This window comes from Kitasatospora sp. NPDC087315, assembly GCF_044744345.1.
Classification (GTDB): Bacteria; Actinomycetota; Actinomycetes; order Streptomycetales; family Streptomycetaceae; genus Kitasatospora.
Window position 1 is genome coordinate 81,777 of the sequence record NZ_JBIUYD010000016.1, and the last position, 24,468, is coordinate 106,244.

At 71.5% G+C, this 24,468-nt stretch carries 22 protein-coding genes and 1 pseudogene; 9 read left to right on the forward strand and 14 right to left on the reverse strand.

The annotated features are described in order from the left end of the window. Positions 1 to 9 precede the first annotated feature (9 nt). From ACIO5D_RS23210 to ACIO5D_RS23235, 6 genes are all read right to left on the reverse strand, one after another. Complete coding sequence (locus ACIO5D_RS23210) at positions 10 to 1,110, reverse strand: C45 family peptidase (RefSeq protein ID WP_363609779.1); 1,101 nt, start codon at positions 1,108 to 1,110, stop codon at positions 10 to 12. After that, positions 1,104 to 1,964, reverse strand: a complete 861-nt coding sequence (locus tag ACIO5D_RS23215) for an ABC transporter ATP-binding protein (RefSeq protein ID WP_400797461.1) — start codon at positions 1,962 to 1,964, stop codon at positions 1,104 to 1,106. The genes ACIO5D_RS23210 and ACIO5D_RS23215 overlap by 7 nt, the downstream gene beginning before the upstream one ends. Continuing rightward, positions 1,957 to 2,961, reverse strand: a complete 1,005-nt coding sequence (locus ACIO5D_RS23220; RefSeq protein ID WP_400797464.1) for an ABC transporter ATP-binding protein — start codon at positions 2,959 to 2,961, stop codon at positions 1,957 to 1,959. The genes ACIO5D_RS23215 and ACIO5D_RS23220 overlap by 8 nt, the downstream gene beginning before the upstream one ends. Continuing rightward, entirely contained in the window at positions 2,958 to 3,875 is a 918-nt protein-coding gene (locus ACIO5D_RS23225) for an ABC transporter permease (RefSeq protein ID WP_400652415.1), read from the reverse strand. Before ACIO5D_RS23225 ends, ACIO5D_RS23220 begins: the two co-directional genes overlap by 4 nt. Further along, positions 3,872 to 4,819, reverse strand: a complete 948-nt coding sequence (locus ACIO5D_RS23230; protein ID WP_400797467.1) for an ABC transporter permease — start codon at positions 4,817 to 4,819, stop codon at positions 3,872 to 3,874. Before ACIO5D_RS23230 ends, ACIO5D_RS23225 begins: the two co-directional genes overlap by 4 nt. Positions 4,820 to 4,944: 125 nt before the next feature. Continuing rightward, the gene (locus ACIO5D_RS23235; protein WP_400652418.1) at positions 4,945 to 6,579 is read right to left on the reverse strand and encodes an ABC transporter substrate-binding protein; all 1,635 of its coding nucleotides are present in this window, start codon (positions 6,577 to 6,579) and stop codon (positions 4,945 to 4,947) included. 197 nt (positions 6,580 to 6,776) lie between these two features. Here ACIO5D_RS23235 and ACIO5D_RS23240 point away from each other — a divergent pair, with 197 nt between their 5' ends. Both ACIO5D_RS23240 and ACIO5D_RS23245 read left to right on the forward strand, forming a co-directional pair. Continuing rightward, positions 6,777 to 7,778 (forward strand): LacI family DNA-binding transcriptional regulator, encoded by a 1,002-nt coding sequence (locus ACIO5D_RS23240; protein WP_363609769.1) that lies wholly within the window; start codon positions 6,777 to 6,779, stop codon positions 7,776 to 7,778. 113 nt (positions 7,779 to 7,891) lie between these two features. Next, positions 7,892 to 8,200: pseudogene (locus tag ACIO5D_RS23245) on the forward strand (TniB family NTP-binding protein); the annotation flags it as partial. A gap of 685 nt (positions 8,201 to 8,885) precedes the next feature. Here ACIO5D_RS23245 and ACIO5D_RS23250 read toward each other — a convergent pair. The 5 genes from ACIO5D_RS23250 to ACIO5D_RS23270 all read right to left on the reverse strand — a co-directional run bounded on the left by ACIO5D_RS23250 (position 8,886) and on the right by ACIO5D_RS23270 (position 15,319). Next, positions 8,886 to 10,064 (reverse strand): trypsin-like serine protease, encoded by a 1,179-nt coding sequence (locus tag ACIO5D_RS23250; protein ID WP_400761959.1) that lies wholly within the window; start codon positions 10,062 to 10,064, stop codon positions 8,886 to 8,888. Positions 10,065 to 10,156: 92 nt separating this feature from the next. After that, positions 10,157 to 10,708, reverse strand: coding sequence for a hypothetical protein (locus ACIO5D_RS23255; RefSeq protein WP_363609765.1), 552 nt, complete (start codon positions 10,706 to 10,708; stop codon positions 10,157 to 10,159). 206 nt (positions 10,709 to 10,914) lie between these two features. Further along, positions 10,915 to 11,310 carry a hypothetical protein gene (locus ACIO5D_RS23260; protein WP_363609764.1) on the reverse strand — a complete coding sequence of 132 codons (396 nt, stop codon included), beginning with the start codon at positions 11,308 to 11,310 and terminating at the stop codon, positions 10,915 to 10,917. Between the two features lie 106 nt (positions 11,311 to 11,416). Then, the gene (locus ACIO5D_RS23265; protein ID WP_363609762.1) at positions 11,417 to 14,833 is read right to left on the reverse strand and encodes an ALF repeat-containing protein; all 3,417 of its coding nucleotides are present in this window, start codon (positions 14,831 to 14,833) and stop codon (positions 11,417 to 11,419) included. A 264-nt stretch (positions 14,834 to 15,097) separates the two neighbouring features. Then, positions 15,098 to 15,319 carry a hypothetical protein gene (locus tag ACIO5D_RS23270; protein ID WP_400797471.1) on the reverse strand — a complete coding sequence of 74 codons (222 nt, stop codon included), beginning with the start codon at positions 15,317 to 15,319 and terminating at the stop codon, positions 15,098 to 15,100. Between the two features lie 84 nt (positions 15,320 to 15,403). Here ACIO5D_RS23270 and ACIO5D_RS23275 point away from each other — a divergent pair, with 84 nt between their 5' ends. From ACIO5D_RS23275 to ACIO5D_RS23295, 5 genes are all read left to right on the forward strand, one after another. After that, complete coding sequence (locus ACIO5D_RS23275; RefSeq protein WP_400652425.1) at positions 15,404 to 15,757, forward strand: hypothetical protein; 354 nt, start codon at positions 15,404 to 15,406, stop codon at positions 15,755 to 15,757. 180 nt (positions 15,758 to 15,937) lie between these two features. Continuing rightward, entirely contained in the window at positions 15,938 to 16,270 is a 333-nt protein-coding gene (locus tag ACIO5D_RS23280; RefSeq protein WP_400797474.1) for a hypothetical protein, read from the forward strand. After that, positions 16,267 to 16,695: a hypothetical protein gene (locus tag ACIO5D_RS23285; protein WP_400797477.1), complete on the forward strand. Its 429-nt coding sequence runs from the start codon at positions 16,267 to 16,269 to the stop codon at positions 16,693 to 16,695. Before ACIO5D_RS23280 ends, ACIO5D_RS23285 begins: the two co-directional genes overlap by 4 nt. 275 nt (positions 16,696 to 16,970) lie before the next feature. Next, on the forward strand, positions 16,971 to 17,720 hold the full coding sequence (locus ACIO5D_RS23290) for an ABC transporter ATP-binding protein (protein ID WP_363609752.1): 750 nt from the start codon (positions 16,971 to 16,973) through the stop codon (positions 17,718 to 17,720). Further along, positions 17,717 to 19,411: a hypothetical protein gene (locus ACIO5D_RS23295; protein ID WP_400652434.1), complete on the forward strand. Its 1,695-nt coding sequence runs from the start codon at positions 17,717 to 17,719 to the stop codon at positions 19,409 to 19,411. Before ACIO5D_RS23290 ends, ACIO5D_RS23295 begins: the two co-directional genes overlap by 4 nt. Before the next feature lie 291 nt (positions 19,412 to 19,702). On the opposite strand, the gene ACIO5D_RS23300 is transcribed toward ACIO5D_RS23295, so the two are convergent. From ACIO5D_RS23300 to ACIO5D_RS23310, 3 genes are all read right to left on the reverse strand, one after another. After that, positions 19,703 to 20,395, reverse strand: a complete 693-nt coding sequence (locus ACIO5D_RS23300) for a hypothetical protein (protein WP_363609748.1) — start codon at positions 20,393 to 20,395, stop codon at positions 19,703 to 19,705. A gap of 237 nt (positions 20,396 to 20,632) precedes the next feature. Further along, positions 20,633 to 20,785, reverse strand: a complete 153-nt coding sequence (locus tag ACIO5D_RS23305; RefSeq protein WP_400797605.1) for a hypothetical protein — start codon at positions 20,783 to 20,785, stop codon at positions 20,633 to 20,635. A gap of 339 nt (positions 20,786 to 21,124) precedes the next feature. After that, positions 21,125 to 21,298, reverse strand: coding sequence for a hypothetical protein (locus tag ACIO5D_RS23310; protein ID WP_400761972.1), 174 nt, complete (start codon positions 21,296 to 21,298; stop codon positions 21,125 to 21,127). A gap of 230 nt (positions 21,299 to 21,528) precedes the next feature. Between ACIO5D_RS23310 and ACIO5D_RS23315 the strand changes: the two genes are divergently transcribed. Further along, complete coding sequence (locus tag ACIO5D_RS23315; protein ID WP_400797480.1) at positions 21,529 to 22,992, forward strand: S41 family peptidase; 1,464 nt, start codon at positions 21,529 to 21,531, stop codon at positions 22,990 to 22,992. A 237-nt stretch (positions 22,993 to 23,229) separates the two neighbouring features. After that, positions 23,230 to 24,255 (forward strand): TSUP family transporter, encoded by a 1,026-nt coding sequence (locus tag ACIO5D_RS23320; RefSeq protein ID WP_400797483.1) that lies wholly within the window; start codon positions 23,230 to 23,232, stop codon positions 24,253 to 24,255. The last annotated feature ends 213 nt before the right edge of the window (positions 24,256 to 24,468 follow it).

Here is a 24,468-nt window from a genome sequence, read left to right on the forward strand (position 1 = left end):
GGTGTCGCGTCAGGCCACCTCGGCCCGGGACGCGAGGTGGAAGGTGCAGGGTCCGCCCGCGTGGGCGACGAGTCCTCCCCCGGCGATGTCGAGGGACACGGTGGCGAGCGTCTCCCAGCGCTTGCCGAGCGCCGAGTCCGGCTGGGCGTGGCAGCACAGCTCCGCACCCTCGTCCGCGTGGCAGGTGAGGGCCTTGACGAGGTCCTCCCTGTCCGGTCCGGTGAGGGTCGCCGTGTGCTCCCGCAGGACGTCCATCCGCCGGTACGTGCTCGGGTCCTCGACTCCCATGGCCTCGCCACCGGCCAGTGCCCGGTCGACGAAGTGGTTGGTCCGCAGCAGGAAGCCGTCTTCGCGTGGGCGTAGCAGTACCGAGCCGGCCGGACTGAGTTCGATCGCCGCGGCGGTGCTCCGCCTTTGCGCGTGGTCGACGAGCGTCAGTGAGCTGGAGGCCGCCACCGGTGTGGCGGCGGCCAGTTCGACGGCCTCGGACACGCTGGTGCAGGTGTCGAGTATGCGTCGCGCCAGGACGTGTACCGGTATCCACGAGCCGGTCGGCACGAGCGACTTGTCGGAGGTGTGGCCGAGGATGTTGAAGTGCAGGCCCAGGCCCGCCGTGTTGACACCGATCTTGCCGACGATGCCGAACTCCGTCACCGCGTGCACGACCCGGCCGTCCGGGTGCTCGATGGTCCAGACGAACCAGCCGTCGCGCATGCCGTCGTGCCAGTCCCAGGTCTGCGCGGTGACCGGCGGGCGTCCGTCGGCCGGCGCGTACACGACCGTGGAGCACTCCGGGTGCTGCGTCCGGCCGAAACGGCCGAGGATCTCCGTTCGGGCGTTGAGCGCGGCGATCCGCCACAGGGGCAGGCCCGCGCCGAGTGCCATGCCGTCGATCTCCTCGGCCAGTTCCGGGGCCCAGGTGCTGATGTGCTCGAAGGCCCGAAGGCTCCAGTCGGTGACGTCCTCGGGCGTGGCGCCCGCGGCGGCGAAGAGCTGGTCGTAGAAGGCGCTGGCCTGCCCGATGCGTTCCGGGAAGGCCTTGCCCAACTGCTGCCCGCGATCGCCGGGGGCGGCCTTGGCCGACCGGAAAACCGTAGGGGTGGTCACCATGTCTCCTCCATGGCGAGCGCCCGGCGCTCGTCCTGGCTCATTCGCCGCGGCTTCCAGCCGGGGCCGGGCACGGATCGGCGAAGCATCCGGGTGTACGGATGCTGCGGGTCGTCGAGGATGCGGGCGGTGGGGCCGGATTCCACGATCCGGCCCTTGCGCATGACGATCGCCTCCTCGCTGATCTGCCGTACGACGGACAGATCGTGGCTGATGAACAGGTAGGTGAGGCCGGTGCGTTCGCGGATGTCGGCCAGCAGGTTGAGGATCTGCGCCTGGATCGACACGTCCAGCGCGGCGACCGCTTCGTCCAGCACCAGGACCTTCGGTTCGGCGGCCAGGGCACGGGCGATGGCGACCCGCTGCCGCTGTCCGCCCGACAACGCGGAGGGCAGTGCGCGGGACTGCCGTTCGTCGAGGCCGACGTCCTCCAGCAGCCGGGCGATCCGCTCCTCGCGCTCGCCGCGGGAGGGCTTGAAGTGCAGGTCGATCACCTCGCCCAGGGCGTCGCGGACCGACCTGCGCCGGTTGAGGGATCCGTACGGGTCCTGGAAGACCATCTGGATCTCGCGCCCGCGCCGGCGCCGTTCGGCCGTCCCGGCGCGTTTCACGGTGCGGGAGCGGCCGAGGACGGTGATGCTGCCGGATGTCGGGGTCTCCAGGCCGACCAGCATCCGGGCGACCGTGGACTTGCCGGAGCCGGACTCCCCCACGATCGCGAGCGCTCCCCCGGCCCGGACCTGGAAGCCGACGCCGTCCACGGCGGTGAAGTCGGCGGAGCCCCGGCCGTCGGGGCGGCGGACGCGGAACACCTTGCGCAGCTCGGTCGCTTCCACGACGGGAGTGTGGTCAGACATCGCGCACCTCCGTGCCGGAACGTCGCAGAACGGGCTCGATCTCTTCGCTGCGCAGGCACCTGACCCGCCCCTCGCCGGCCGGCCGCAGGGCCGGGACGGTGGCCGTGCACTGCGGCTCGGCGTAGGGACAGCGTGGGGCCAGGGCGCAGCCGGGACCGACCTCGAAGGCCGAGATCGGCCGTCCCGGGATCACTTCCAGGCGGTCTGCGGCCTGGTCGATGCGCGGCCGGGAGTCCAGCAGGAGCCGGCTGTAGGGGTGTCGGGGGTGGTCTTCGAGCGCCTGCGGCCTGCTCTCCTCGACGATCGAGCCCGCGTACATGACCGCGATGCGGTCGCACACCGCACCGGCCAGCTCCAGGTCGTGGGTGATGAACAGCATGGCGAGGCCGTGTTCCCGGCGCATCTCGTCCAGGATGCCCATCACCTCGGACTGGGTGGTGACGTCCAGCGCGGTGGTGGGCTCGTCCGCGAGGATCATCCGGGGGCGGACGGCGATCGCGGCCGCGATCGCGACGCGTTGGAGCAGCCCGCCGGACAGTTCGTGCGGGTACTGGCGCATCCGGCGCGAGGCGTCGGGGATGCCGACGTCGGACAGGATGTCCTGGACGCGGGCGCGTGCCTGCCGCGGGCTTTCCTGATGGTTGGCGACCAGCGCTTCCACCAGGAAGTCGCCCACGGTCGACACGGGGTTGATGGCGGCACGCGGGTCCTGGTGGATCACCGCGACCTCGTGGGAGCGCAGCCGCCGCAGGTCCTTGGCCGGCATGGACAGGATGTCGGTGCCGTCGAAGTCGATGCGTCCCGAGGTCTCGGCCCCGTGGGGGAGCACGCGCAGGATCGAGCGCACCGTCATCGACTTGCCGGAACCGGACTCGCCGACCAGGCCGACGGCCTCGCCCGCGCCGACGTCGAGCGAGACGTCGTGCAGCACGGGGCGTCGCTCGCCGTCGACGTTCAGTGTCACGTGAAGGGCGTCCAGGCGCAGCAGGGGGCTCATGCGCGGCCTCCTGCCTTGCGTCCGCCGAGGCGTTCGCCCAGCACGCTGAACGCCGCGACGGTGATGACGATCATCAGGCCCGCGTACAGGGACTGCTGGGGGAAGCCCTTGACCAGGGAGGCCTGGCCGCTGGAGACCATCAGGCCCCAGTCGGCCGCGGGCGGCTGGACGCCGAGGCCGAGGAAGGAGATCGCGGCGAGTTCGATCATGGCGGATCCGAAGTTGATGGTGGCACCGGTGAGGATCTGGGGGGTGATGTTGGGCAGGATCTGCCGCAGGCAGATGACGAAGCCCGAGAAGCCCTGGATCTCTCCGGAGGCGATGTAGGGCAGCATGCGTTCGCGCAGGGACACGCTGCGCAGTACCCGTGCGGTGTACGGGGTGAAGCCCACCGCGAGCGCCAGGGACGCCTGGAGCAGCCCGCGGTCGTAGAGCGCGATGACGATGATGGCCAGCAGCAGGCTGGGGAAGGCGAACAGCAGGTCGAGCAGGCGGGAGATCAGGTCGTCGACGCGGCCGCCGAACCAGGCTGCGGCCAGCGCCAGTGCGGTGCCGAGTGTTGCGGTGACCGTGACGACGATGAACGGGCCCAGAAGGCTGGTCCGGGCGCCCCAGATCAACCGGGAGAGCAGGTCACGGCCGGAGTTGTCGGTGCCGAGCAGGTGCTCCGCGCTGGAGGACTGGTAGGTGGCGGCGAGGTCGACCTGCAGCGGGTCGTAGGGGGCGATCCAGGGGGCGAGGATCGCGACGAGGGCCAGCAGGGCGATGATGGCGGCGGCTATGGTGCCGGCGATCCCGACGCGCCCGACAAGGCGTCCGATCGGGTTCCGGCCCTTGGTGGGGCTCGCGGGTCGGGCGGCCTTTCCCGCGGTGGCCGCGGTGGCCGTGCCCGAGGCGTTGACGCTGTCGCTCATGAGCGCTTCCCTCCCAGCTTGAACCGCGGGTCCAGCCATGCGTAGAGCACGTCCACGGCCAGGTTGACCAGGCCGAACGCGACCACCAGCGCGAGCGCGATGGCCTGGACGACGGCGAAGTCCTTCTGGTTGACCGCGTCGACCAGCGCGGAGCCGAGACCATCGAGGGCGAAGGCCTTCTCGACCACGGTCGCGCCGGCGATCAGGGCCGCGATGTTGACGCCCACGATCGTGGTCACCGGCAGGAGTGCGTTGCGCAGCACGTGCCGCCGGACCACCAGCAAGCGCGGGAGTCCGCGGCCGATCGCGGTGGTGACGTGCTCGGAGTCCTTCTCCTCCGTGATCGCGGTCCGGGTGATGCGGGCGACCACCGCGCCCGAGGGGATGGCGAGCGCGATCGCGGGCAGGGTGAGGTGCCAGAGCCGGTCCGCCAAGCCCTCACCGGAACCGAACACGGGGAACCAGCCGAGTCGCACGGAGAACAGGTCCATGAGCAGCAGCGCGGCGAAGAACGTGGGAACGGCGAAGCCCGTGCTGGTGACGATCAGTGCCACCGTGTCGAGCCGGCCGCCGCGGAGCCCGGAGACCATGCCGACCAGCACGCCGAACACGACGATGAGCACGGCGGCGTACAGCGTGAGCAGCAGGGTGGAGCCGACACGCGGGGCGAGCAGGCTCGCCACGTCCTGGCGGAACACCAGGGACTCGCCGAGGTCGCCGCGGGCCACTCCGGTGATCCAGTCCCAGTAGCGCACCGGCAGCGGGTCGTCGAGGTGGTACTGCGTGCGGATCGAGGCGAGTGTCTCGGGGCTGATCGAGCGCCCCTGGGTGAGGAAGGTCTCCGGCCTGCCCGGTGCGAGGTAGAGCGCACCGAAGATGAGGAAGCTGGCGACGATCAGGGTCGCGGCCAGCCCGAGCAGGCGTCGGACGAGGAATCCGAGCATGGGCTGTTCCTGTGGGGGGAGTTCGCGGGGGCGCGGCCGGGCGTGGGCCGCCGCGCCCCCGGCGGAGCGTGGTGAGGGCGTGGGCCGTGGGCGGGTGGGGTTGGTGGGTGCCGCGTGCTACCGGCTCACTTGGCCGAGCCCACGGATGCGGCCCACGGGTAGTACAGGTAGACGAAGGAGGCGGGTGCTCCGGTGACCTTGTTGTTCATGAACAGCCGGGTCGAGGGGGCGACCATGGGCAGCCACGGGGTCTTGGCCATGTACCTCGTCTCGATCTGGGCGGTGAGTTCGGCTCGCTTGGTGTCGTCGCTCTCCGCGGAGGCCTGGCCCAGCAGCGCGGTGATCTCGGGGTCGGAGAACTTGTCGTAGTTCTCGGGGGAACCGGGGTCGATGTGGTTGCGCAGGAAGGCCAGCGGCTCGGGCACGTCGGAGTAGTTCGTGGTCATGAAGCCCGAGTAGCCCTTGCGGGCCTGCGCGTCGGAGAAGAAGGCGCCGTACCGCGCGCTCGGCACGCCCTTGGGCTGGATGTCCAGGCCGATCTTCTTGCCGGCGCTCTGCACCTCGGCGAGGAGGTCCTCGTAGACGGTCCGCTCGCTGGGGTAGGCGATGGTGATCGGCCCGCTGGGCTTGCCGGCCTCCTCGACCAGCTTCCTGGCGCCCTCGATGTCGACCGTGGTGGGCAGCAGCTTGTCATAGGCCGCCTCGTAGACCGCGGACGCGTAGGAGTAGCTGCCCGGAGGCACCACGGAGCGCAGGGGCGCGGCGGTGCCGGCGAAGACGGTCCTCCCGATGGCCTCCCGGTCGGTGGCCATTAGCAGGGCGGTACGCAGCCGGGGATCGGCGAAGGGGCCCTCGCCGGTGCCGATGATGGCCACCATCTGCATGGACTTGCCCAGGTAGAGGGTGCCGTTGGTGGCGTTGGACAGCTGGTCGACGGCGTCGGTCGGCACGTCGTACGAGCCGTCGATCTCGCCGGTCTTCAGCGCGTTGGTGAGGGTGGCCGGGTCCGTGATGAAGCGGAAGTCGAACTCCTTGGCCTTCGCCTTGAGCGCCTGGTTCCAGTACGCGTCGTTGCGCGCCAGCTTGATTCGGGAGCCCTTCTCCCACGACTTGAGCTCGAAGGGGCCCGTGCACATGACGCCCTTGTCCGGGGTGCCGAACTTGGCGCCGGCCTGCTGGGTGAACGCGGCCTGGGTGACGGCGCCCAGCGGTGTCGCCATGTAGTCGTTGATGACGACGTCCGGCGTCTTGAGGGTGACGGTGACCTGCAGGTCGCCGGTCTTCTCGATGCTCGCGATGTTGCCGGTGAGCATGTCCCCGGCCCAGAAGGAGCCCTCCGCGGGGTCCAGGTGGCGCTTCAGGCTGAAAACGACGTCGTCGGCCGTCATCTCCTGGCCGTCCCAGAACGTCACGCCCTTGCGGAGGTTGTACACCCAGGTGGTGGGCGTGGGGTGCTCCGCCGACTCGGCCAGTCCCGGGGTGATCGAGAAGTCGGGGTTGATCCGCATCAGGCTTTCGCAGAGGTTCGAGAGGACCTCGTTCTCCGGGTAGTTGTAGGACTTGAGCGGGTCCAGCGAGGTGGGCTCGCCGTAGGGCATGTTCCAGGTCACCCGGTCCACGTCGGCCTTGGAGGCGGGGGTGTCGACGCGCTTCCCCGCGCCAGCGCTCTGGTCAGCGCTCGATGACTGCGCCGGTTTTCCGCACCCGGCCAGCGAGATCACGCTCGCGATTGCGACGGCGACAAACGCTCTCTTGCGCACTTCCAGTCCTTCCTGGCCTGTCCCCGGGGCATGCGGCGGCGCCACGACGGGCGCACGTGAGGGTTCGCATCCAGCGGGAGTGGACAACTCAGACTGGTAGAGTCACCTACCAAAACGTTTTGGTCAATCGTTTTGGTGATATCTTTTTGCCAACATCCGGAAAGGCTGGACAAGGCGTGATGGCTCCGTCGGGGAGAGTGACGATCCGCGACGTAGCGCGGGCGGCCGGTGTGTCGGCGACCACCGTCTCGCACGTGCTCAACGGAAAGGGCGCGGTGGCGGCGGCGACGCGTGAGCGCATCCTGCGCACCGCCGCCGAGCTGCGCTACCAGGCCAACCCCATCGCCCAGAGCCTGCGCGGCGGCCGTACGGGGGTGATCGCGCTGGCCATCCGCCCGCTGGACGCCATCGGTTACACGCTGCAGGGCGTGGACTACTTCGTCCGGCTGGCCGGAGCCGCCGCGACCGCAGCGCTCGACCACGGCTTCGGACTCATGCTCGTCCCCGACCTCACGCGCAGATCCGTACCCGCCGCCATGAACCTGGACGGCGGTATCGTCGTCGACCCGTTCGTCGGCGACCCGGTCCTGGCCGAGCTGCTCGACCGGGGGCTGCCCGTGGTCTCCACCGGCCGTGACCCCGCCCGGCCCGAACACATCTGGTGGACCGACACGGACAGCCGTGCCGAGACCCGGCGCGTGCTCGACCTGCTCTTCGAACGCGGCGCCCGCCGGGTCGCCGTCGTCGCGGGCACGGATGACAACGCCTGGAACCACGACACGGTCGAGGCGTACCTGTCATGGGCCCACGAGCACGGCCAGGAGCCGATCCTGGAGCGGGTCCCCGAGAAGCGCGGGGAGACGGCCGGCGCTGAGGTCGGCGGGCTGCTGCTGTCCCGCCCGAACCCCCCGGACGCCGTCTTCGCCAGCACCGGCCGCCACGCCGCCAGCATCGCGCGCACCGCGATCGCCCTCGGCTGGGACATTCCCGGTCGTCTTCTCATCGCCGCGGGATCGGACAGCGAGCAGACCCGGTTCGCCACTCCTGGCATCACCGCCCTCGACCTCTCCCCCGAGGCCACCGGCAGACTCGCCATGGAGCTCCTGCTCGAACGCCTGGCCGGTGAGTCGGGATCGGCGGCACCGAGGATCGTGCCCGCGACGCTGCACGAGCGCCAATCCACCGCCCGCCTGGGCTGAGGACCGCCCCGGACCCCGGCCGACCGTGCGCCGCCCGGGTGATCCGGCAGCTCTTCGCTCGAACCAGCGCCACCTCACGGCGCACGTTCATCGCCCGTCAGATCTCCCCGCTCGAGTTCGCCCGCTACCTCGGCGTCCCCGTCTCCGCCCGCACGACCCAGGCCCAGATCGCCGCCTCCGTGTGCCACACCTACAACACGGTCGGCGTACGGCTGGTGACGATCGACGAGATCCACCGCCTCAACCCGCGCACCAGCACCGGCGCCGAGGCCGCCGACTTCCTCAAAGACCTCACCGAGCGGATCTCGGCGACATTCGTGTACGCGGGTATCGATGTCACCGCCACCGCGCTGTTCACCGGCGCCGCGGGCGCCCAGCTCGCCGGACGCGCCGGTCTGATCGACTGCGACTCCCTGCCCGCCACCGCACGCACAAGCAGCACCAGGAGCAGCCGGAACTCCGGCGGTGAAAGCGGCGGGAGTGGCGGCAGCAGAGGCAGTGCCGAGGGAAGGGGAGGGAGCGGCGTGGGGGCGGGAAGCGCAAGCAGCGGGGGTGGCGGCGCGATGGTCATCCGGCCAGTCGGGACGTGCCGAAGCGATGAGGTTCAGGGAGATCTCGTCGGTGAAGGCGCCATCCATCTCCAGGAAGGGCCCGGCGAAGTGCAGGATGCCGGTGAGCGAGATCACCGCGTCGGGACGACCCGGTCCGTAGCGGAGGAAGACGTCCACTCCTCCGCCCTCCCTCGAGCTGTCGACCAGGACACGCTCGATGAAGTGGTCGTCGAGGTGTTGGTGACGGTCAGCCGGGGAGGGTACTTTCACCAGGTCCTCCACTCGGCAGTACCCCCACACCCTCAGCTCGTCCAGCGCCGCCGCCAACGCCTTGCGGCCCTGCGGACTGGAGTCCGCCATCTGCCGGCACGTCTCCCGCCAGCCGCCCGGCCGCGACAGCAGGTCCACCGACAACCCCCGCGCGGTGCAAGACAGAGCCCCTCCCGCGCAACGACGGAAGGGTGTGTGGCCGCCGTGGCGGCCGCACACCCTTCGCTGTCACTCGTCATCCGCCGCCGGCGTCACCCGCCGTCGACGCCGCCGACCCGTCCGTCCGTCAGATCGACCAGACCTGGTCCGCGAACTGCGGGATGCAGTCGTACTGGGTCAGCTTCGACCCGGGCGCGTTGTCGCCCGACCAGGCGATCGCGCACCGGTCGGAGAAGGTGTTGCGGATCTGGTAGCCGCCGTCGACCTTCTCCAGCTTCCAGACCTGGTCCGGGTACTGCGGGTCGCAGTCGGCCTGCACGATCGGGCCGCCGTTGTCCGGGGTCTGGTGGGGGGCCAGCAGGCACTTGCCGGAGTAGGTGTTGCGGATCTGGTAGGTGCCGGCCGGGGTCTTCTGGAAGTCCCAGACCTGGTCGATGAACTGCTTGTCGCAGCCGATCTGGATCACCGGCGCGCCCCACTCGGGGGTCTGCCACGGCACGTACGCGCACAGGCCGCTCAGGTTGTTGACCAGCGAGGCGGTGTGCAGCCGGGTGTCCAGCAGCCAGCCGGCGAGGTCGTCGACCCGGGTCTCCACCGCGCCGGTCCTGGTCTCGGTGGTGCCGAAGCAGCCGCCCTGCCAGGAGGTGCTGTTGACGGCGACGATCTCCGCCCGGCCGTTGACCATCCGCACCGCCGGGCCGCCGGCGTCACCCTTGCAGATGCTGTCGCGGCCCGCGGTCTTCCCGGTGACGGCGAGGGTGGTGGCGGTCGAGGACTGCACGGTGAACTGGCCGTTGTGCAGGGCGAGCGGCGACCACTCGTCCTTGGTGCGGCCGTAGCCGTTGACCGTCAGGGTCTCCCCGGCGACCGGCGCGGCGCCGAGCGGGACGGTGGGGATGCCCTGGGCGGGCTTGGCGAGGCGGGCCAGCACCAGGTCGCGGTCGGCCCGGGGGACCAGCTCGGTGACCTCGGTGACGTGGCCGGTGCTGGTGGTCGTCAGGTCGGTGCGGCCGACGGTGGCGACGGTCCTCAGCTTGGGCGCACCGGCGGCGAGCGCCAGCGGCTGGGCCGGGTTGTCGGCGAAACAGCTGCTCGCCGTCAGCACCCAGTACGGGTCGACGAGCGAACCGGTGCAGCTGCGCTGGCCGTTGCCGATGTCGAGCTTGGTGGTGTACGTGTGGAAGTTGGTGGGCACGGTGTCGCCGACGACGGCGTTGGCCGTTCCGCCGGTGAGCATTCCGCCGACGACGGCGGCCGAGGCGAGCAGGCCGGTCATCCACGCGGTGCGTGAACGGGTGCGAAGCACGAGGTGTCTCCCGGTGTCAGGGCAGGGCCGGAACTGATGTCGGGGCAGGACGGCGCGGGCCCGCCGCGGTCGCGCGGCGGGGCCCGGGGGCGTCACTTGACGGCGGTGAGGTCCAGCAGCGTGTACGGGCGGCGCTGCGGGTCGGTGGCCTCGCCGACCGGGTTCGGCTTGTTCCGCTGCAGCGCGAAGGTCTTCTCCTCGGTCTGGTCACCGGTGCCGGTGACCATGTGGGCCGTCACCGCGTAGTCGGGGGTTGTGATGCCGTAGACGTTCGGCAGCTCCAGCTTGATGGAGGCGCTGTTCCCGGTGATCTGGAAGCAGAACTTGCCGTGGCCGATCGTGTCCCGGTCGGTCATGCCGCGGGTGTCGATCAGCAGAACCCCCGGCTTGGTGGTGCCGGGGCTGGGGCAGTCGACGAGGACCATGTGGCCGTCCCCGGTGATGAGCCTGATGCCGCGGTCCGTGAAGATCTTGTCGGCGTCCGGGTAGACGAAGTCCTCGACGGCCGGCGGCGGGGTGTCGTCGGCGGTGACGACCGCGGAGCCGGCCGGAACGCCGGTCGCCGCGTTGGCGACCGCGACACCGGTGAGCGCGACGGAGCCGGCGACCGCACCGGCGACGAGCAGCTTGGGAATGGAGCGCATGGGAATCCCCCCTGGAAAGTTTCGGTTTCGGTGGTTCACGGCATCTGCGTGAATGGCTCGGCGGCCGTTACCGGAAGCATTGCTATCACGAACGGATGATGTTCCGGAAGATCGTTCAGCCGGCCGAGAGGAGAATTGTCGAACCGCAGGTACGTGTACGAACTCTATGGGCGGGGTGATATTCCGAACGGCCCCTTGCCGGGCGGTTACGGCTTGAACAGGTACATGAGGCCGCCCATCGCGACCGCCGCGACGGTGAAACGGATCATGGCTTCCTGGGCGAGGCCGTAGTGCTCCGGCGGCAGGCTGCCGTCCTCGGGGCGTTCCAGGACCATCCGCGCCATCTTCCTGCGGAACCCGAGCAGGCTCCCGGGAACCAGCAGGCAGGCGATCGAGTACATCGAGAGCAACAGTTGGGTCGAGTAGTCGGGCTTGGCGACCGAGGCGACGAAGGCGAACGTCGCGATGACCACCGGCATGAACGAAACGCGGATCCGGGTCGCGCGCGTCGGCATCGAAGGCACCAGCAGCGCGAGGTTGACGGCCGCGCACAGGACCGCGATCAGCCACCAGGAGGTCGTGCTGAGGTCGAGTTCGTACATGTCCCCCCCTTGTCGACCGTGGGGCCGCGTCGGACGCGGCCCCACGGTCCCGTTCGGATTGACTCACCGCTCTCCGGCAGCCTAGACCGCCGGACGGTTCAGGAGATCACCAGGTGAAGAGGCCGATGATGCCGGAGGCCGCGTTGGCCCCACCCTCGATGATCTTCTTGCCGACTGCCTTGGCGCCCTTGATGCTGGTCTTCACGGCCGGTGCGGCGACCTTGCCGAAGGCCTTGCCGAAGGGGCCTCCGACCCAGCCGACGGCGGCGCTGGTCGCCGCGTCGAGGAACGCCTTGCTGTTCCAGCCGTCGGAGAGGAGGAACCCGCCGGCGCTGAGCAGACCGGCGCCGAGGGAGAAGGCCCCGAAGACGGTGAACCCGATCTCCCCGAGGGGCGGCGGAAGGACGAGCGAAGCGACCGCAGCCATCGCCCAGACGGTGCTGTAGTGCCCCATCTCCGTGGCGAAGTTGCGGACGCCCTCCTTGCCGTCGCCGCCGCCCGTTCCACCGTTCCCACCGTTTCCGCCGGAGCCCCCGGGCGGGGTGGCGGACGCCGTGTCGTTGACCTTGTCGTTGGCCGGGTTGTTGGACGGGTTGACGTTCGCGGCCTCGGCGGCCCGGGCCGCCTGAGCCGCCGCGGCGGCGGCCGCCGCCTGCTCCTGGGCCCGCTTGTCCGCCGCGATGGTGCGTGCCTCCCGGGCGGCCGCGGAGGCCTCGGAGGCGCTCTTGCCGGCAGCCGTCGCCGAGGCCGCCGCGCTGGCGGCCGAGGCACGGGCGCCGGCCGCCGAGGCGGTGGCCTTGTCGGCGGAGGCGACCGCCTGGTTGAGCGAGTAGTTGGCCGCGCGGTTCGCCTTCTGCGCGGTCGCGGCGGCGGACTTGGCCTGCTGGGCGGAGGCGGCCGCGGCGTTCGCCGAGGCGTCCGCCGCCGTGGCCTTGGCCTTCGCGTCGTCCGCGTAGCCCTTGGCCTGCTGGGCCGATGCCTGGGCCTTGTCCGCCCACTCGTTGGCCTCCGCGGAGGCACTGCGGGCGTTGGCCGCGACCTGGTACGCCAGCTGGGCGTTCTCGGTGGCGGTGACCGCGTCCTTCGCCGCGTTGGCGATCAGCGCGAGGACCGAGGACACGTGGGTGTCGGTGTCCGAGTCGAGCACGGCCGCCTTGTACTGGACGGTGGTCACGAAGTCGTGCTGCATCCAGGCCGGCCCGGCGAGCGCGATCTCGGCCGCCGCCTTGAGGTTGGGACCGGCCTGGCTGCCCAGGAGGGTGAAGATCGCCACCCGGTCGTCCTCGGCCACGGCGCGCTGGTAGCCGGTGTGGACGAAGTCGGACATCGCCTTGGCGCTGCCGTTGCTCAGTGCGGCGGCGCCGTCCCGCTGGACCGCGGTCCCGGCTCCGTTGAGCATGGTGAAGATGGTGTACCGGAGGTCGTCGGCCTGGACGTCCAGCGCGCCACCGGAGAGGAACTTCGGGACGGCGGTCGGGTCCGTGCTCTCCAGTGTCCGCTGGGCGGCCCCCGCGAGCGTGGAGGTGCCGATGGTGGACATGTAGGCGACCTTGTCGCGGTCGTCCAGCCGGAGGCTGTCCTGGTACTCCTTCTTCGCCCAGGCGACCACGCCGTCGTCGTTGTCGGCGAGCGCCGCGCGGGCGGCGTCGCGGGTCCAGTAACCCGCGGTGTCCAGCAGGTTGACGGCGGCCTTGCGGCCGAAGCCCGCCGCGGTCTTCGTGTCGGTGCCGGAGGCGGCGGCCTTCTGCACCAGGTCCTTGGTGGCCGCGTCGAGCGCGGCGGCCGAGGTCTGGTCGCTGGTCAGCTTGGCCTGGTCCGCTGCCTCCGCCTTGGCGAGGGCGGCGGCCTCCTTGAGCCCCTGCTGCTTGTCGGCCTCCAGCTTGGCGTCCTCGGCCTCACGGGCCAGCTGCTCGGTGCTCTGGGCCTCGGTGACCGCGCTGTTCGCGGCGGTCGCGGCCTCGATCGCGGCGTTGGCGTGGGCGGTCGCCACGTTGGCCCAGTCCTGCGACTGGCCGGCCGCCGCGGCGGCCTGCTCGGCGGCTGCCGCCGCCTTGTCGGCGTGGTCGGCGGCGCTGTTGGCCTTCTTGTTCGCCTCGGCGGCGTGCGCGGCGGCCGCGGTGGCGAGGCTCTCGGCGCGGCCCGAGGCCGCGGTGGCCAGGTTCGCCGCGGAACGCGCCTTGCCGGCCGCCTCCCGGGCCCGGGCCGCCTGAGCGGTGGCGGCGCCGGCCGAGTTGCCGGCCTGGGCGCTCGCCTCGGCGGCGCTGGCGGCGTCGTTCGCGGCCCGGGCGGCGGCGGCACCGGAGCGCCCCGCGTCGGCGCTCGCGGTGGCCGCCGCGGAGGCGGCGCTGGCGGCGTCCCGGGCGCCCTTGGCGGCGTCGCGGGCGCCCCGGGCGGCGTCGCGGGCGGAGTCGGCCTCGTTCCGGTTGCCCGCGGCCGAGGCGGCGGCGCGGTAGGCCCTGGAGGCGGCCTGCTCGGCCGCGGCCGCGGCCGAGGCGGCCGACTGAGCGGCCGAGGCGGCCGTGCGCGCGGCGGCGACGGCGGCGTTCGAGGCGGAGATCGCCGTCTCCGCGGCGGCGGCCGCGCCTTCGGCGGCCTGCGCGGCCTTGTTGGCCGCCTCGCCCGCCTTGTTGACGTCGTCCTTGGCCTTGGAGGCCTCGTCCGCGGCGCTCAGCGCCGCCTTCTTGGCCGTGGCCGCGGCGTCCTCGGCACGGGCGCCGGCCTGCTTGGCGTTCTCGGTCTCGGTCTTGGCACGCTGGCCGGCCTCCTTGGCCGCCTGGGCGAGCTGGGTGATCGAGAGCGTCTCCTGGTCCCGGGTCCGGGCCAGGTACTGGCCGTTCTCCAGGAACGCGCGGACATCCTGGGCCGTCCCGGCGAGCGCCCGCTGGGCCTGCTTGGTGAACTCGGGCCCGGGGTTCTGGCCGAGCGCGGCGAAGACGGCGAACCGGTCGTCCTCCTCCTGCGCCTTGGCCTGGCCCGTGGTCAGGAAGTCTTCCAGCGCCTTCTGGGTGCCGTCGTTCAGCGCCTTGGCGGCGGCCGACTGGACACCCGCCTCGCTGTTGTTCAGCACGTAGAAGACGGCCGCCCGGCGGTCGTCGTTCATCGGGTTCTGCCAGCCCGACGTGACGAACGCGTGGACGTCGGCGTCGGTGCCGTTCAGCGCCTTGATGGCGGCGTCGCGGACGCCGACACCGGTGTCGCTGAGCATCTTCAGGACGGCGAAGCGCTCGTCCTCGGCGGAGACCCGGGCGAGGGTCTCACCGAGGAACTTGGTGAGGTCCGCGTCGGTGCCGAGCAGCGCCTTCGCGGCGGCGTCCTTGGTCGAGAGGCCGCCAAGCTCCCAGGCCTCGACGACCTTGCCGCGGGTGTCCGCGGGCAGCGGTGCCGGCCCGGCCTCGGACGGCAGGGCGTGGGCGACGGTCGTGCCGGCCACGGTGGCGGCCAGAGTGAGTGCGATCAGAGCAGAGAGCTTCTTGCGGATCCGCCGCCCCTGCGGCGATCCTGTCCGATTTGTCGCGTAGGACATAACCCCTCACGTTTTCCCCCGGGCCCGTCAGGGCCCCTTCGTGGCGGGACAGTTGTCCCGGCACCGCGAGGAGCCTAGTTGTGCACGGACGAAATTCCGACCCTCTTTTTTGATTGTCCGAATGTGCACACACTGGCTTGATCGCTACGCTGGTTCGAATACGTATTGTTCATCGCAAAGCGGACGCCGGGGATTGACGTGGGATCATCTGGGTACGCCCCTCAGATGCGCTGTCAGGGCCGGGACCCCGCAGGCCCGGACCGATCAGTCCTCGATCTCCTCCACCTCGCTCAGGCCCTCCACCCGCACCGGCCGCAGCCCCTCGAACACCACCCCGACCCCGTACGGCTCGCAGAGCGGCAGACCTCCCTCGGCGAACCGCAGCAGCCATCCGTCGGTGTGGACGTCCACCTCCGGCGCGTCCAACGCCGCCTGTTCCTCCGTCACGCCCAACGCGGCGCAGACGAACCGCCGCGCCTCCGCCACCAGCCTGTCCTGACCACGCCGATCGGGGTCTTCCTCCTCATCGGGGTGGGCGGGCTCGCGGTTTTCGTCCGGGATCCGTTCGGCGTGGTGCTGTACATCGTGATCACCCTGGTGAGCGCGGCCGGCGTCTGCCGCAGCGTGCGCCTGGGCGTCCGGGCGGACGCGCAGGGCGTCCTGCATCGCGGCCTGGAGCGCAGCAAACCCGTGCCCTGGTGTCAGGTACGCATGGTCACGAAGGGAACGGCAGGCGGCGGGAGCCCGATCCCCACCGGCACGGCCACCCTTGTCCTGTACGACGGGGAGGACGTCGTCCTGACGGGCATGGTGACCTGCGCCTTCACCCGGCGCTCGGTCGTGCGCCTGGCCCGGCGCACCGCCCGCCTGCGCGCCCTGCACCGGAGCCACCACGCCACCTGCCCCACCTGCCGGAACCGCTGACGGCGCGTCCGGCAACCCGTGGCCCAGGAGTGACGCCACCAGGAACTGCCGCACTTCGCCTCGGCGGCCGCGGCCTCAGCTTCGGCGTTCCGCTCCTGCTCGGCCTCCTCCCGGGCCCGCAGGTCCGTGTCGGCCCGGCGGCGGGCGCCGCCGCTACGGCGTGAGGTGTTACGGCGCGAGGTGCTGCGCGAGGGCCAGGCGCGGCAGGGTGATGGCGTGGGCGGGGGTGGCGGACAGCGGCTGGTGGTCGGCGACGTCTTCACCGGGGAGGACTTCCTGGAGATCACCTTCAGGAAGGGACCGTGGAAACCGGACGTCGTGATCTCCCTCTCCGGCCTCCGCCATGTCTCGGTCGACAAGCCCCCGCAGATCGCCGGCAGCTTCATCGACGAGATCTCCTTGATCCACCTGCCGCAGCTCCCGCGCCCCTGGCCTGCGGACGCCTCCGGCGGGGCTCCTCCTGCAAGCGCAGCCCGGGCGCCGGTGGCCTGCGCTGCTACCGTCCCGGCATGACAAGATCCACACAGTTGGCCGTTCCGGCCGTCGTGTTGGCGTTCGTTTTGGCGTTCTCCGCCCTCTTCGTGCTCCGGTCCTGCGTGACCACCGCCCCGCCGCCGAGTCCGGTCGGACAATGGACGGCCGAGGGGACAGCCGGAGCCAGGTTGGCCCTGCTGGAGGGCGGCCGGCTCGGCCTGTCGGTGATACCGGCCTCCGCCTGTCGTGATTCCGTGGAATCCCCGGCGACGGACGACCTGTGGGAAGTGGCGGACGGTACCTGGGAAGCCACCTACGAAACGGATGCCGGGCACCTGGTGGTGATCGGGTTCGCGCAGCCCAAGAGGTGTCACCTCGCGCTGTCGAGCCGGGTCGCGAAGGACGGGAAGCACACCCTTTGGCTGGGCGGGTACGGCAACTCGTGGACGTTTGACAGGCCCTGAGTGGTACTCGGATCCTCCGGGCACCTGAAGGCCGCCTCGTCATGATCTTCAGCCAGTGATGGACAGGCTGTGCAGGTGGGCGGTGCCGAGCATCGCGTGGTGGGCAGCCCTGTCCGCACCCCGGCGGACCGCCGACGGCCCCCACGCTCCGCTGCCCCCTCCCAGGCCGGGCGCGCGACGTTCTTCCCGAATCCAGGCCGGCGCCACCCTCGCCCGGGTGGCCGCCGACGGATCGGTACTGTGGCCGGACACCCCGTTGAGAGGCGCCCTCCCCCATGGCCAAGAACGCCGCCGAACCACGTGCCGCAGCCCGCGAGCCCCTGCTGCGGCTGACCGGCGTCAGCCGCTCGTACGGCGAGCGGGAGGTGCTGCACCCCGTGAGCCTGTCGCTGGCCGCCGGGGAGTGCGTGGCGCTGCTCGGACACAACGGATCGGGCAAGTCGACCCTGCTCAGGGTCGCGGCCGGACGCGACGTACCCAGCAAGGGCACCGTGTTCTTCGACGGCATCCCGATGGACGAGAACGACCCCCGGGTCCGGGCCCGGGTGGCGGTGGTCGGCGACACCGTCGCCTGCTACCCCGACCTGACCGTCCGTGAGCACCTGCTTCTGGTCGCGGTCGCGCACGGGGTCGCCGATGCGCCCGGCTGGGTCTCCCAGGTGCTGGCCGACCGGATGCTCACCGAACGGGCCGACGCGCTGCCCTCGGCCCTCTCCTCCGGACAGATGCAGTCCCTGCTGCTGGCCTGCGCGCTGGTCCGCCCGCGCGATCTGCTGCTGCTGGACGAGCCCGAGCAGCGGCTCGACCCGGACGCCCGCCGACACCTCGCCGATCTGCTCAAGGCCGAACTGGCCGACGGCGTCGCGGTGTTGCTGGTAACCCACCATACCGACCTCGCCCTGGACGTGGCCGACCGGGTGGTGGTACTGGAGGACGGCAGGATCCTGAAGCAGGGCGCGACCCGCAAGGTACTGGCGGCGGATTTCGCGGCCCGCACCGCCGCGGACCCGGCGGGTGCCCGGTGACCACCGCTCACCCGGAAGCCGAGCCCGCCGTCGAGGCCTGGACGGACGACGACGACTGGACCGACGAGACACTCGCCCTGCTACGCGCTCTGCGTGCCCCCCACCGGCGCAACCGCGCCAAGTCGGTCGGCTTCGCCGTCTACTGCGTGGTACTCATCCTGATCATCTGGGGCGGCGTGCCCAGCCTCGGCCTGTTCCTGCAGGCATCCATGGGCGCCGACTACACCGGCCACGGCGGCGATCTGCTCGCCGCGATACCCGCCGGTATCACCGCGATCGGGCTGGTCACCTTCCTCCTGCTGGTCCGGGACGGCCTGTGGCGCGGCCCGGTGGTGCCGCCCCGGGCGGCGGCCGACTGGCTGCTGGTCCACCCCGTCCGGCCCCGCCCGGTGCTCCGGCCGTGGTTCTGGCTGTCCTGCGCCGTGGCCGCGTTCCCCGGTCTGGTGGCGGCGGCCGGCGGCATGGTCGCGCTCGGGCTGACCGTTCGGGTCGGCCTGCCGGCCGCGCTCGGCTGGTGCCTGCCCGGGGGGCTCTGCGTGCCGCTTCTGGCCACCTGCGCCGCGCTGGTGGTGGAGCGCAGCGACCGCGCCGCCCGCTGGGTGCGCCGGCTCACTCCGTATCTGACACTGTTGATCATCGCGCTGGCGGGGCAGAGCGCGCTGGCCGTCGCCGGTCACCCGGTGCACTGGCTGGAGCTGGTCGAAATGTGGTCGGGGCCGTGGGGCTGGGCCGCGATCGCCGCACTGGCGCCGACCCCGGCCGCCGTGGCGGGCAGCTGGGTGGCCGCCGCACTCCTGCTGGTGTCGACCGGTGCTGCCCTGGTGCTCGCCGACCGGGCCGCCGCGACGGTGCCACTGGCCCGGCTGCGGGAACGGGCCAGGACGGCCGCCGGGGTGCTGGCCGCGCTCCGGACGGTCGAGCTGCGCAGCGCGCGGCTGGCGGTGAACGGCGCCAGCGGCAGCGCCCGGCAACGCCGGCTCCGGCTGCCGGCGCCCCGGCGAGCCTGGCTGGTGGTGCCGTGGCGAGACACCCTCGCCCTGCTCCGCTCCCCCGCCCGGCTGGGTCGCGCGGTGGTGCTGACGGTGCCCGCACTGCTCTGCGCCGTCCTCGCGCACGGCGCCACGGGCGGGCTGTCCTGGCTGGCCACCGCCGTCGCGCTGGTGTTCGGCTACCTGGCCGTCGCGCAGTTGCTGGAGCCGGCCCGGATCGAGACGGACGATGTCCGGCGGGCCTCCTGGTCGCCGTACCCGTTCGCCGCTCTGATGCTGCGTCATGCGATCGTTCCGACGCTGGCCGGGGTCCTGCTGGGGCTGGCCTGCACCGGGGCGCTGCTGGCAGCGGGCACGGGCCCGGCGGCCTGGCTCGCACCGGCCGCCGCGCCGGCACTGGTCGCGGCGGGGCTGGTGAACGCCTGCCGCGGGATACTGCGCAAGGACCTGATGTTCTCCCCGGCCCAGGGCGCGGGCGGCGGGACAGGCCCGCTGCTGTTCGCCGCCTGGTACGCGGCCGGGCCTGCCGTGGGCGTGGCGGCGCTGACGCCGATGTTCTCCTCGGCGCTGCGCGGCGGGGCGACCGTGCCGGTCGGCAAGGCCGCCCTGATGGCCCTGGTGGTTGCGGTCCTGCTGCTGCGCTGGGCGCGGGCCAGGGCAGCGAAGATGAGCAAGGCCCGCCCCGGGAAGAGCACTCCCTAGACCCGTACTCCGCGGGTCGTTGGTTCGGATGCTCCGGCGCACCGCCACCCAGGACCGGCCCGCACCGTGCGTGGCGGGGACGATGCCTGGCGCTTCAGAGTCTCCAGGGCCCGGCCCTGCGGGATGCGCACTTCGGCGCCGGACCGGGGCCCAGGGCCGGTTCGCCGCGGCGGCCGGGCGGCGCGGACCGCGTCAGCCCAGCCGTGGCCACCACCTGCGGGACGCCAGCGAGGCGACGACGCCGACTCCCGCAGCAGCTCGTCGAGTCCGCTGCGGGAGTTCGTCGCGAGGTCACGGGGAAGGCGATCCATTTGCGGGGCATGACTGCTCGGACCTCTCCGACGCCGGCCGCCCCAGAGCCTCATACCTGTCGGCAGAGCGCCGGCCCAGCCACCACAGACGGCGCTCGGCCCGGGGAACGATCACGCTGAGGCTCTCGCCCTCTTCGTCGACTCGGTGCTGGATGTCGAGCCTGCCCATCAGCCGCGGATCGTCCAGCAGCGCGCCCATGATGCCGAACGGCGGGGCGATGTGCTTGGCGAAGACGGCCAGCTCCTCGGCTGCCCGCTTCTCCTCCTCATCCGTCGGCTCGTGGTCCGGGTCGCTGTATCCGAGCTGGTCCAGTGCGTGCACCAGGTTGTTGGCGCGACCCTCGATGAGTTGCCACATGTAGGTGATCCCCACTGGCCCGGTCAGGGCGAGCGTGCGGTGGTAGCGGAGCATGCGCAGCCGGTTGTCGCCGAGTTCTCTCCGCACGGCACCCCGCTCCCGCGGTGTGACTTCGACGAGAAGCACGGCGATGCTCTCAAACGCGGTGGCGAGCGTCTCGGCTTCCTTGTAGACCGGTTCCCGCCTGTCGCGGATCTTCGCGTCCTGCTCGGCTTTGTCGTGTCGCCGATTCCCCCGCATGGTGAAGTACGTTCCGGCGGATGCGACGCCGGCCGACAGCACCGACGCGATTCCGGTGATGAGTGCGGGGTCCATGCCCCTCCCCGTCATGTGGCACCTCTCCCCTGGGTGCGATGGCGCCGGATGCTAGCAGGATGTCGCGGGCGTAGGACGGCCATGAAGAGCGGGCGAGCGGGCAGGGTGTCGGCATGTCCGAGCGCCGTAACCGCCTGCGTGCCCTCTCACTGCGACTGCGGAAAACCTCACCACTTCTCATGCCACCCGGCGCTTCTCAACCGACCGCACAAACACCCAGGTCAACGCTGCGGATCCCTAACCGGCGACACCACCGGAACCAGCACCCATCCCCGCACACGAGACCAGCCCCAGTCCGGTCTTCAGCCTCTTCTTCTCGTCGTCCACCCAGACCGTCGGCGAACCGCCGCCCTGGGTGTCGGGGTCGATCCCGACAAACCGTAGCGTCATGACGATTTCCCATGTCGGGTCGGTTGCGTGTTCTTGCACCACCGCCCCGCGCAGCTGACGTTCCGTCAAGGATGTGTGACAGCACTGGACTTCCCTGGGACATGCGAACCGGTCGGCGCTCCGCCGAGCCCGGCGCCGTCGGCCGGCGGAGCGGATCCTCTGCCCACGGCCATCGCGCGGAAAGAGGTGCTGGCGCGCGTGAGAGGCTTGCCCGCACAGTCTGACCTGCTAGAACGGGCGATCCCATGGAAGGGGGCCGCAACTCTCGGTGCACCCCTCGGGGCAACCGCGCAGCCCCCTGTCCAGGCGCCGGTTCAGCCCCCTGTGGAAGCAACCGCCTCACGCCGCCGGCACGGCCTCGGGGTCGCCGTCCCGGGGCTCGTCCCAGGGCATGACCAGCGTGGCCTCACCGTCCGAGGCGACCAGGCCGTGCAGGGCGAGGTCGCCGAGCGCCCGAATCGCCTTGTCCGACACCGCGCCAGAGCGCAGCAGCCGCTGGAGCTGATCGGCCATGGCGGCCTGAGCGCAAGGGAGTTGGACACCGAACCGGTGACCCTGACGCCGTTCCGGGGGCGGGTACGCCGCAGGGCGGAGCCGGGAGCGCACCGGTGTACCTCCCTGGTCGGGGTCCGGACCGCTCCACAGGCTGACGCGTGGCGGCCGGACCGGTCCGTACCGTCGACCCGTGGGCGGCGGAGGGGTTCCGCGGGGGAAGTCCCGGACCTGGAGGGCACAGGCACGGCATGGGTATCGGACACAGGAAGTCGATGGCCCGGGCGGCGGGCATCACGGCGGTCGCGCTCGTGCTCACGGCGGGAACGGTCGGCGCGGCCGGGGCGGTCGGCGCCGCACCGGAGGGGGACGGCGCGAAGCGGCCGGGCGCCAACCGGCTGGAGGGCGTCTGGCGGGCGGACGGGTACGGCACGATCGTCGAGATCCACGGGACCGCCCTCACCACCTACGACGTCACCAGGAACAGTTGCACCCCCGGCGTGACCTCCGCCGAACAGTTCGGCGCGCCCCTGCCCGGCGGCGCCGTCCGCTACGGCACCCCCGGGGAGCCCTTCGCCCAGCTGACCGTCACCCCGCACGGACGCCACCGGGCCGTGTACGCCAAGGACCCGGGCACCGGCACCCGTACGCTGGAACGGCTGCCCGGCGGGCTGCCGGCGCGGTGCGCGCTGCCGGTCTCGGACGATCCCGTCGCGGTGTTCGACAGGTTCTGGGACAGCTTCGAGGAGAACTACCCCTTCTTCGCCGTCAAGGGCGTCGACTGGCACGCCGAGCGGGCGGCGTACCGGCCGACGGTCACCGCGGAGAACCTGGTGGACACGATCATCGCCATGGTCAAACCGCTCCAGGACTCGCACGTCGCCCTGCTCCGTGCGAATCCCGGCGGCGGGTACACCACCTTCTTCAGGGAGATGCGGGACGGCACCGTGGCGCCGACCGCGCAGCTGCTGACCACCGTCCTGCCGCCGATCAGCGCCCAGCTGGCCGTCCCCGAGCAGCCGTTCGGGAACGGCCTCCTCGGTGTCGGCGAACTCCCGGACGGCCTCGGCTACCTGCGGGTGAGCGCGTTCGGCGACTACGTCGACCAGGGCGGCCAGCAGGACCAGGAGGCCGAACTCGACAAGGCCGTCGGCGCCCTGCTCGACCGGCCCCGCGCCACGCCCCTGCGCGGGGTGGTGATCGACGCCCGGGTGAACGCCGGCGGCTCGGACGCGCTGGCCGTCCGGCTCGCCTCCCGGTTCACCGACCGGCCGTACCTGGCCTACCGGAAGGTGGCTCGCAACGACCCGGCCGACCCGGCCGCCTTCACCCGGCCCCAGTCGGTCACCGTCCGCCCCGCCCCCGGGGCGACCCGCTTCACCGGGCCCGTGGCCCTGCTCACCTCGGGCTCCACGGTGAGTGCGGGCGAGACCTTCACCCAGGCGATGATGGGCCGCAGCCCGCACATCACCCGGATCGGCGAGAACACCCAGGGAGTCTTCTCGGACGCCCTGGCCCGACGGCTCTCCTCGGACCTCGTACTGCTCCTGCCGAACGAGGAGTTCCTCACCCCGGCCGGCACCACCTTCGACGGACCGGGCATCCCGCCGGACGTCCGGACCCCGGTCTTCACGAAGGAGGAGCTGGCCGGGCTGAAGGACTCCGCCCTGACCGAGGCCCGGCGGCTGCTCACCGCCGGAGCCGGCCACCAATGACCCGTCACATCGGATCCACCGCCCTCAGGGCCTGGCCGGTGGCCGGGTAGAGGTGGGGGCCGGCCGCATCCGCCAGCGGAGCGGGCGGCGGCGCGCTCAACGCAACCATCGACCACACCGGAAGGAGAAGTTCTTCCATCGTGCTGACTTGAAGCCCGCACCGTCCGGCAGGCCCGTCTTTCACGCTACGGTGCGGCGGGATGTCGTGATCGTGATTCTCGTGAGAGGGATGCCTCCGTGACTGGCCGCTTGAAGGTGCCTCGTGTGCTGGTGGTCAACGCCGCCCTTGCCGGTGTGGTCTGGCTGGTCTGGGCCCTGGTCTGGGGCACGGAGTACTTCACCGTGCTCGCGGAGAACTGGCGAGTGGCGTTGACGATGGTCTTCGGCTCCCTCGTGGGCGGCGGGACGAGTGAGGGCGGGGGTGCCATCGCCTTCCCCGTCCTGACCAAGGTCCTGGTCGTTCCCCCGGACCGGGCCAGGATATTCACCTTCGCCATCCAGTCGATCGGTATGTCGGCCGCTTCGCTGTCGATCCTGTTGAACCGGATTCCGATCGAGCGGAAAGTGGTGCTCTACGGTTCTGCTTCCGGGGTGGTCGGTGTCGCGCTGAGCGCGACGCTGCTCGCTCCGCACGTACCACTCCCCGTCGTACGGGCGCTGTTCACCATGCTGCTGGTGGCCCTCGCTCTTGCCCTGGTCGTCCAGCTCGGTCAGCGCGGATACCGCCGCAACGCGAAGATCCCCGCCTGGAGCCAACGTGAGAAGGGCCTTGTCCTGGCGGCGGGCTTCGCTGGCGGGATTGTCAGCGGCGTGGCGGGAGTCGGGGAGAACTGCGTCATGTTCCTCCTGCTGGTCCTGCTCTTCAGGGTGTCCGAGAAGGTCGCCACCCCGACGACCGTGGTCATGATGACGATCGTTTCCGTCGCGGCGTTCCTCACCCACGTGATCCTGCTCGATGACTTCACAGGCCCCGTCGTCGGGTACTGGACGGCGGCGGCGCCGGTGGTCGCCGTCGGCGCTCCGCTGGGGGCGTGGATATGCACCAAGCTCGCGCCTTTCACGATCAGGGCCGTACTCTTCGTCCTGATCGGAGCCGAACTCATCAGCACCGTGCTGCTCGTGCCGTTCACACCGTTCATGGTCGCGGCCAGTGTCGCCACCCTCACGATGTTCACCGTCCTGTGCGTGGCCCTCGTCCGCAACGAGCGCTACGCGATCCTCTCCCCGGAACTCCGCCATGAGGGGTCTCCCGCCCGGGTTTGACCAGCCCGACAGCCGAAGGCTTCGCCGTCCTGACGGAAGACGGAGACCTCGAAGGCCCGGCCGCCGGGAGCCGCCTGGACGGCAGCCTGAGCTGCCGCACCGGGCCACCCCTCGCGACCAACCACGCACATGAGGAGTGGCCGCCATGACGGCGGACCGAATTCACTGCCCGGCCCGCGGCAGCGCTGACACCACCCGGCTCCCGGCTCCTGG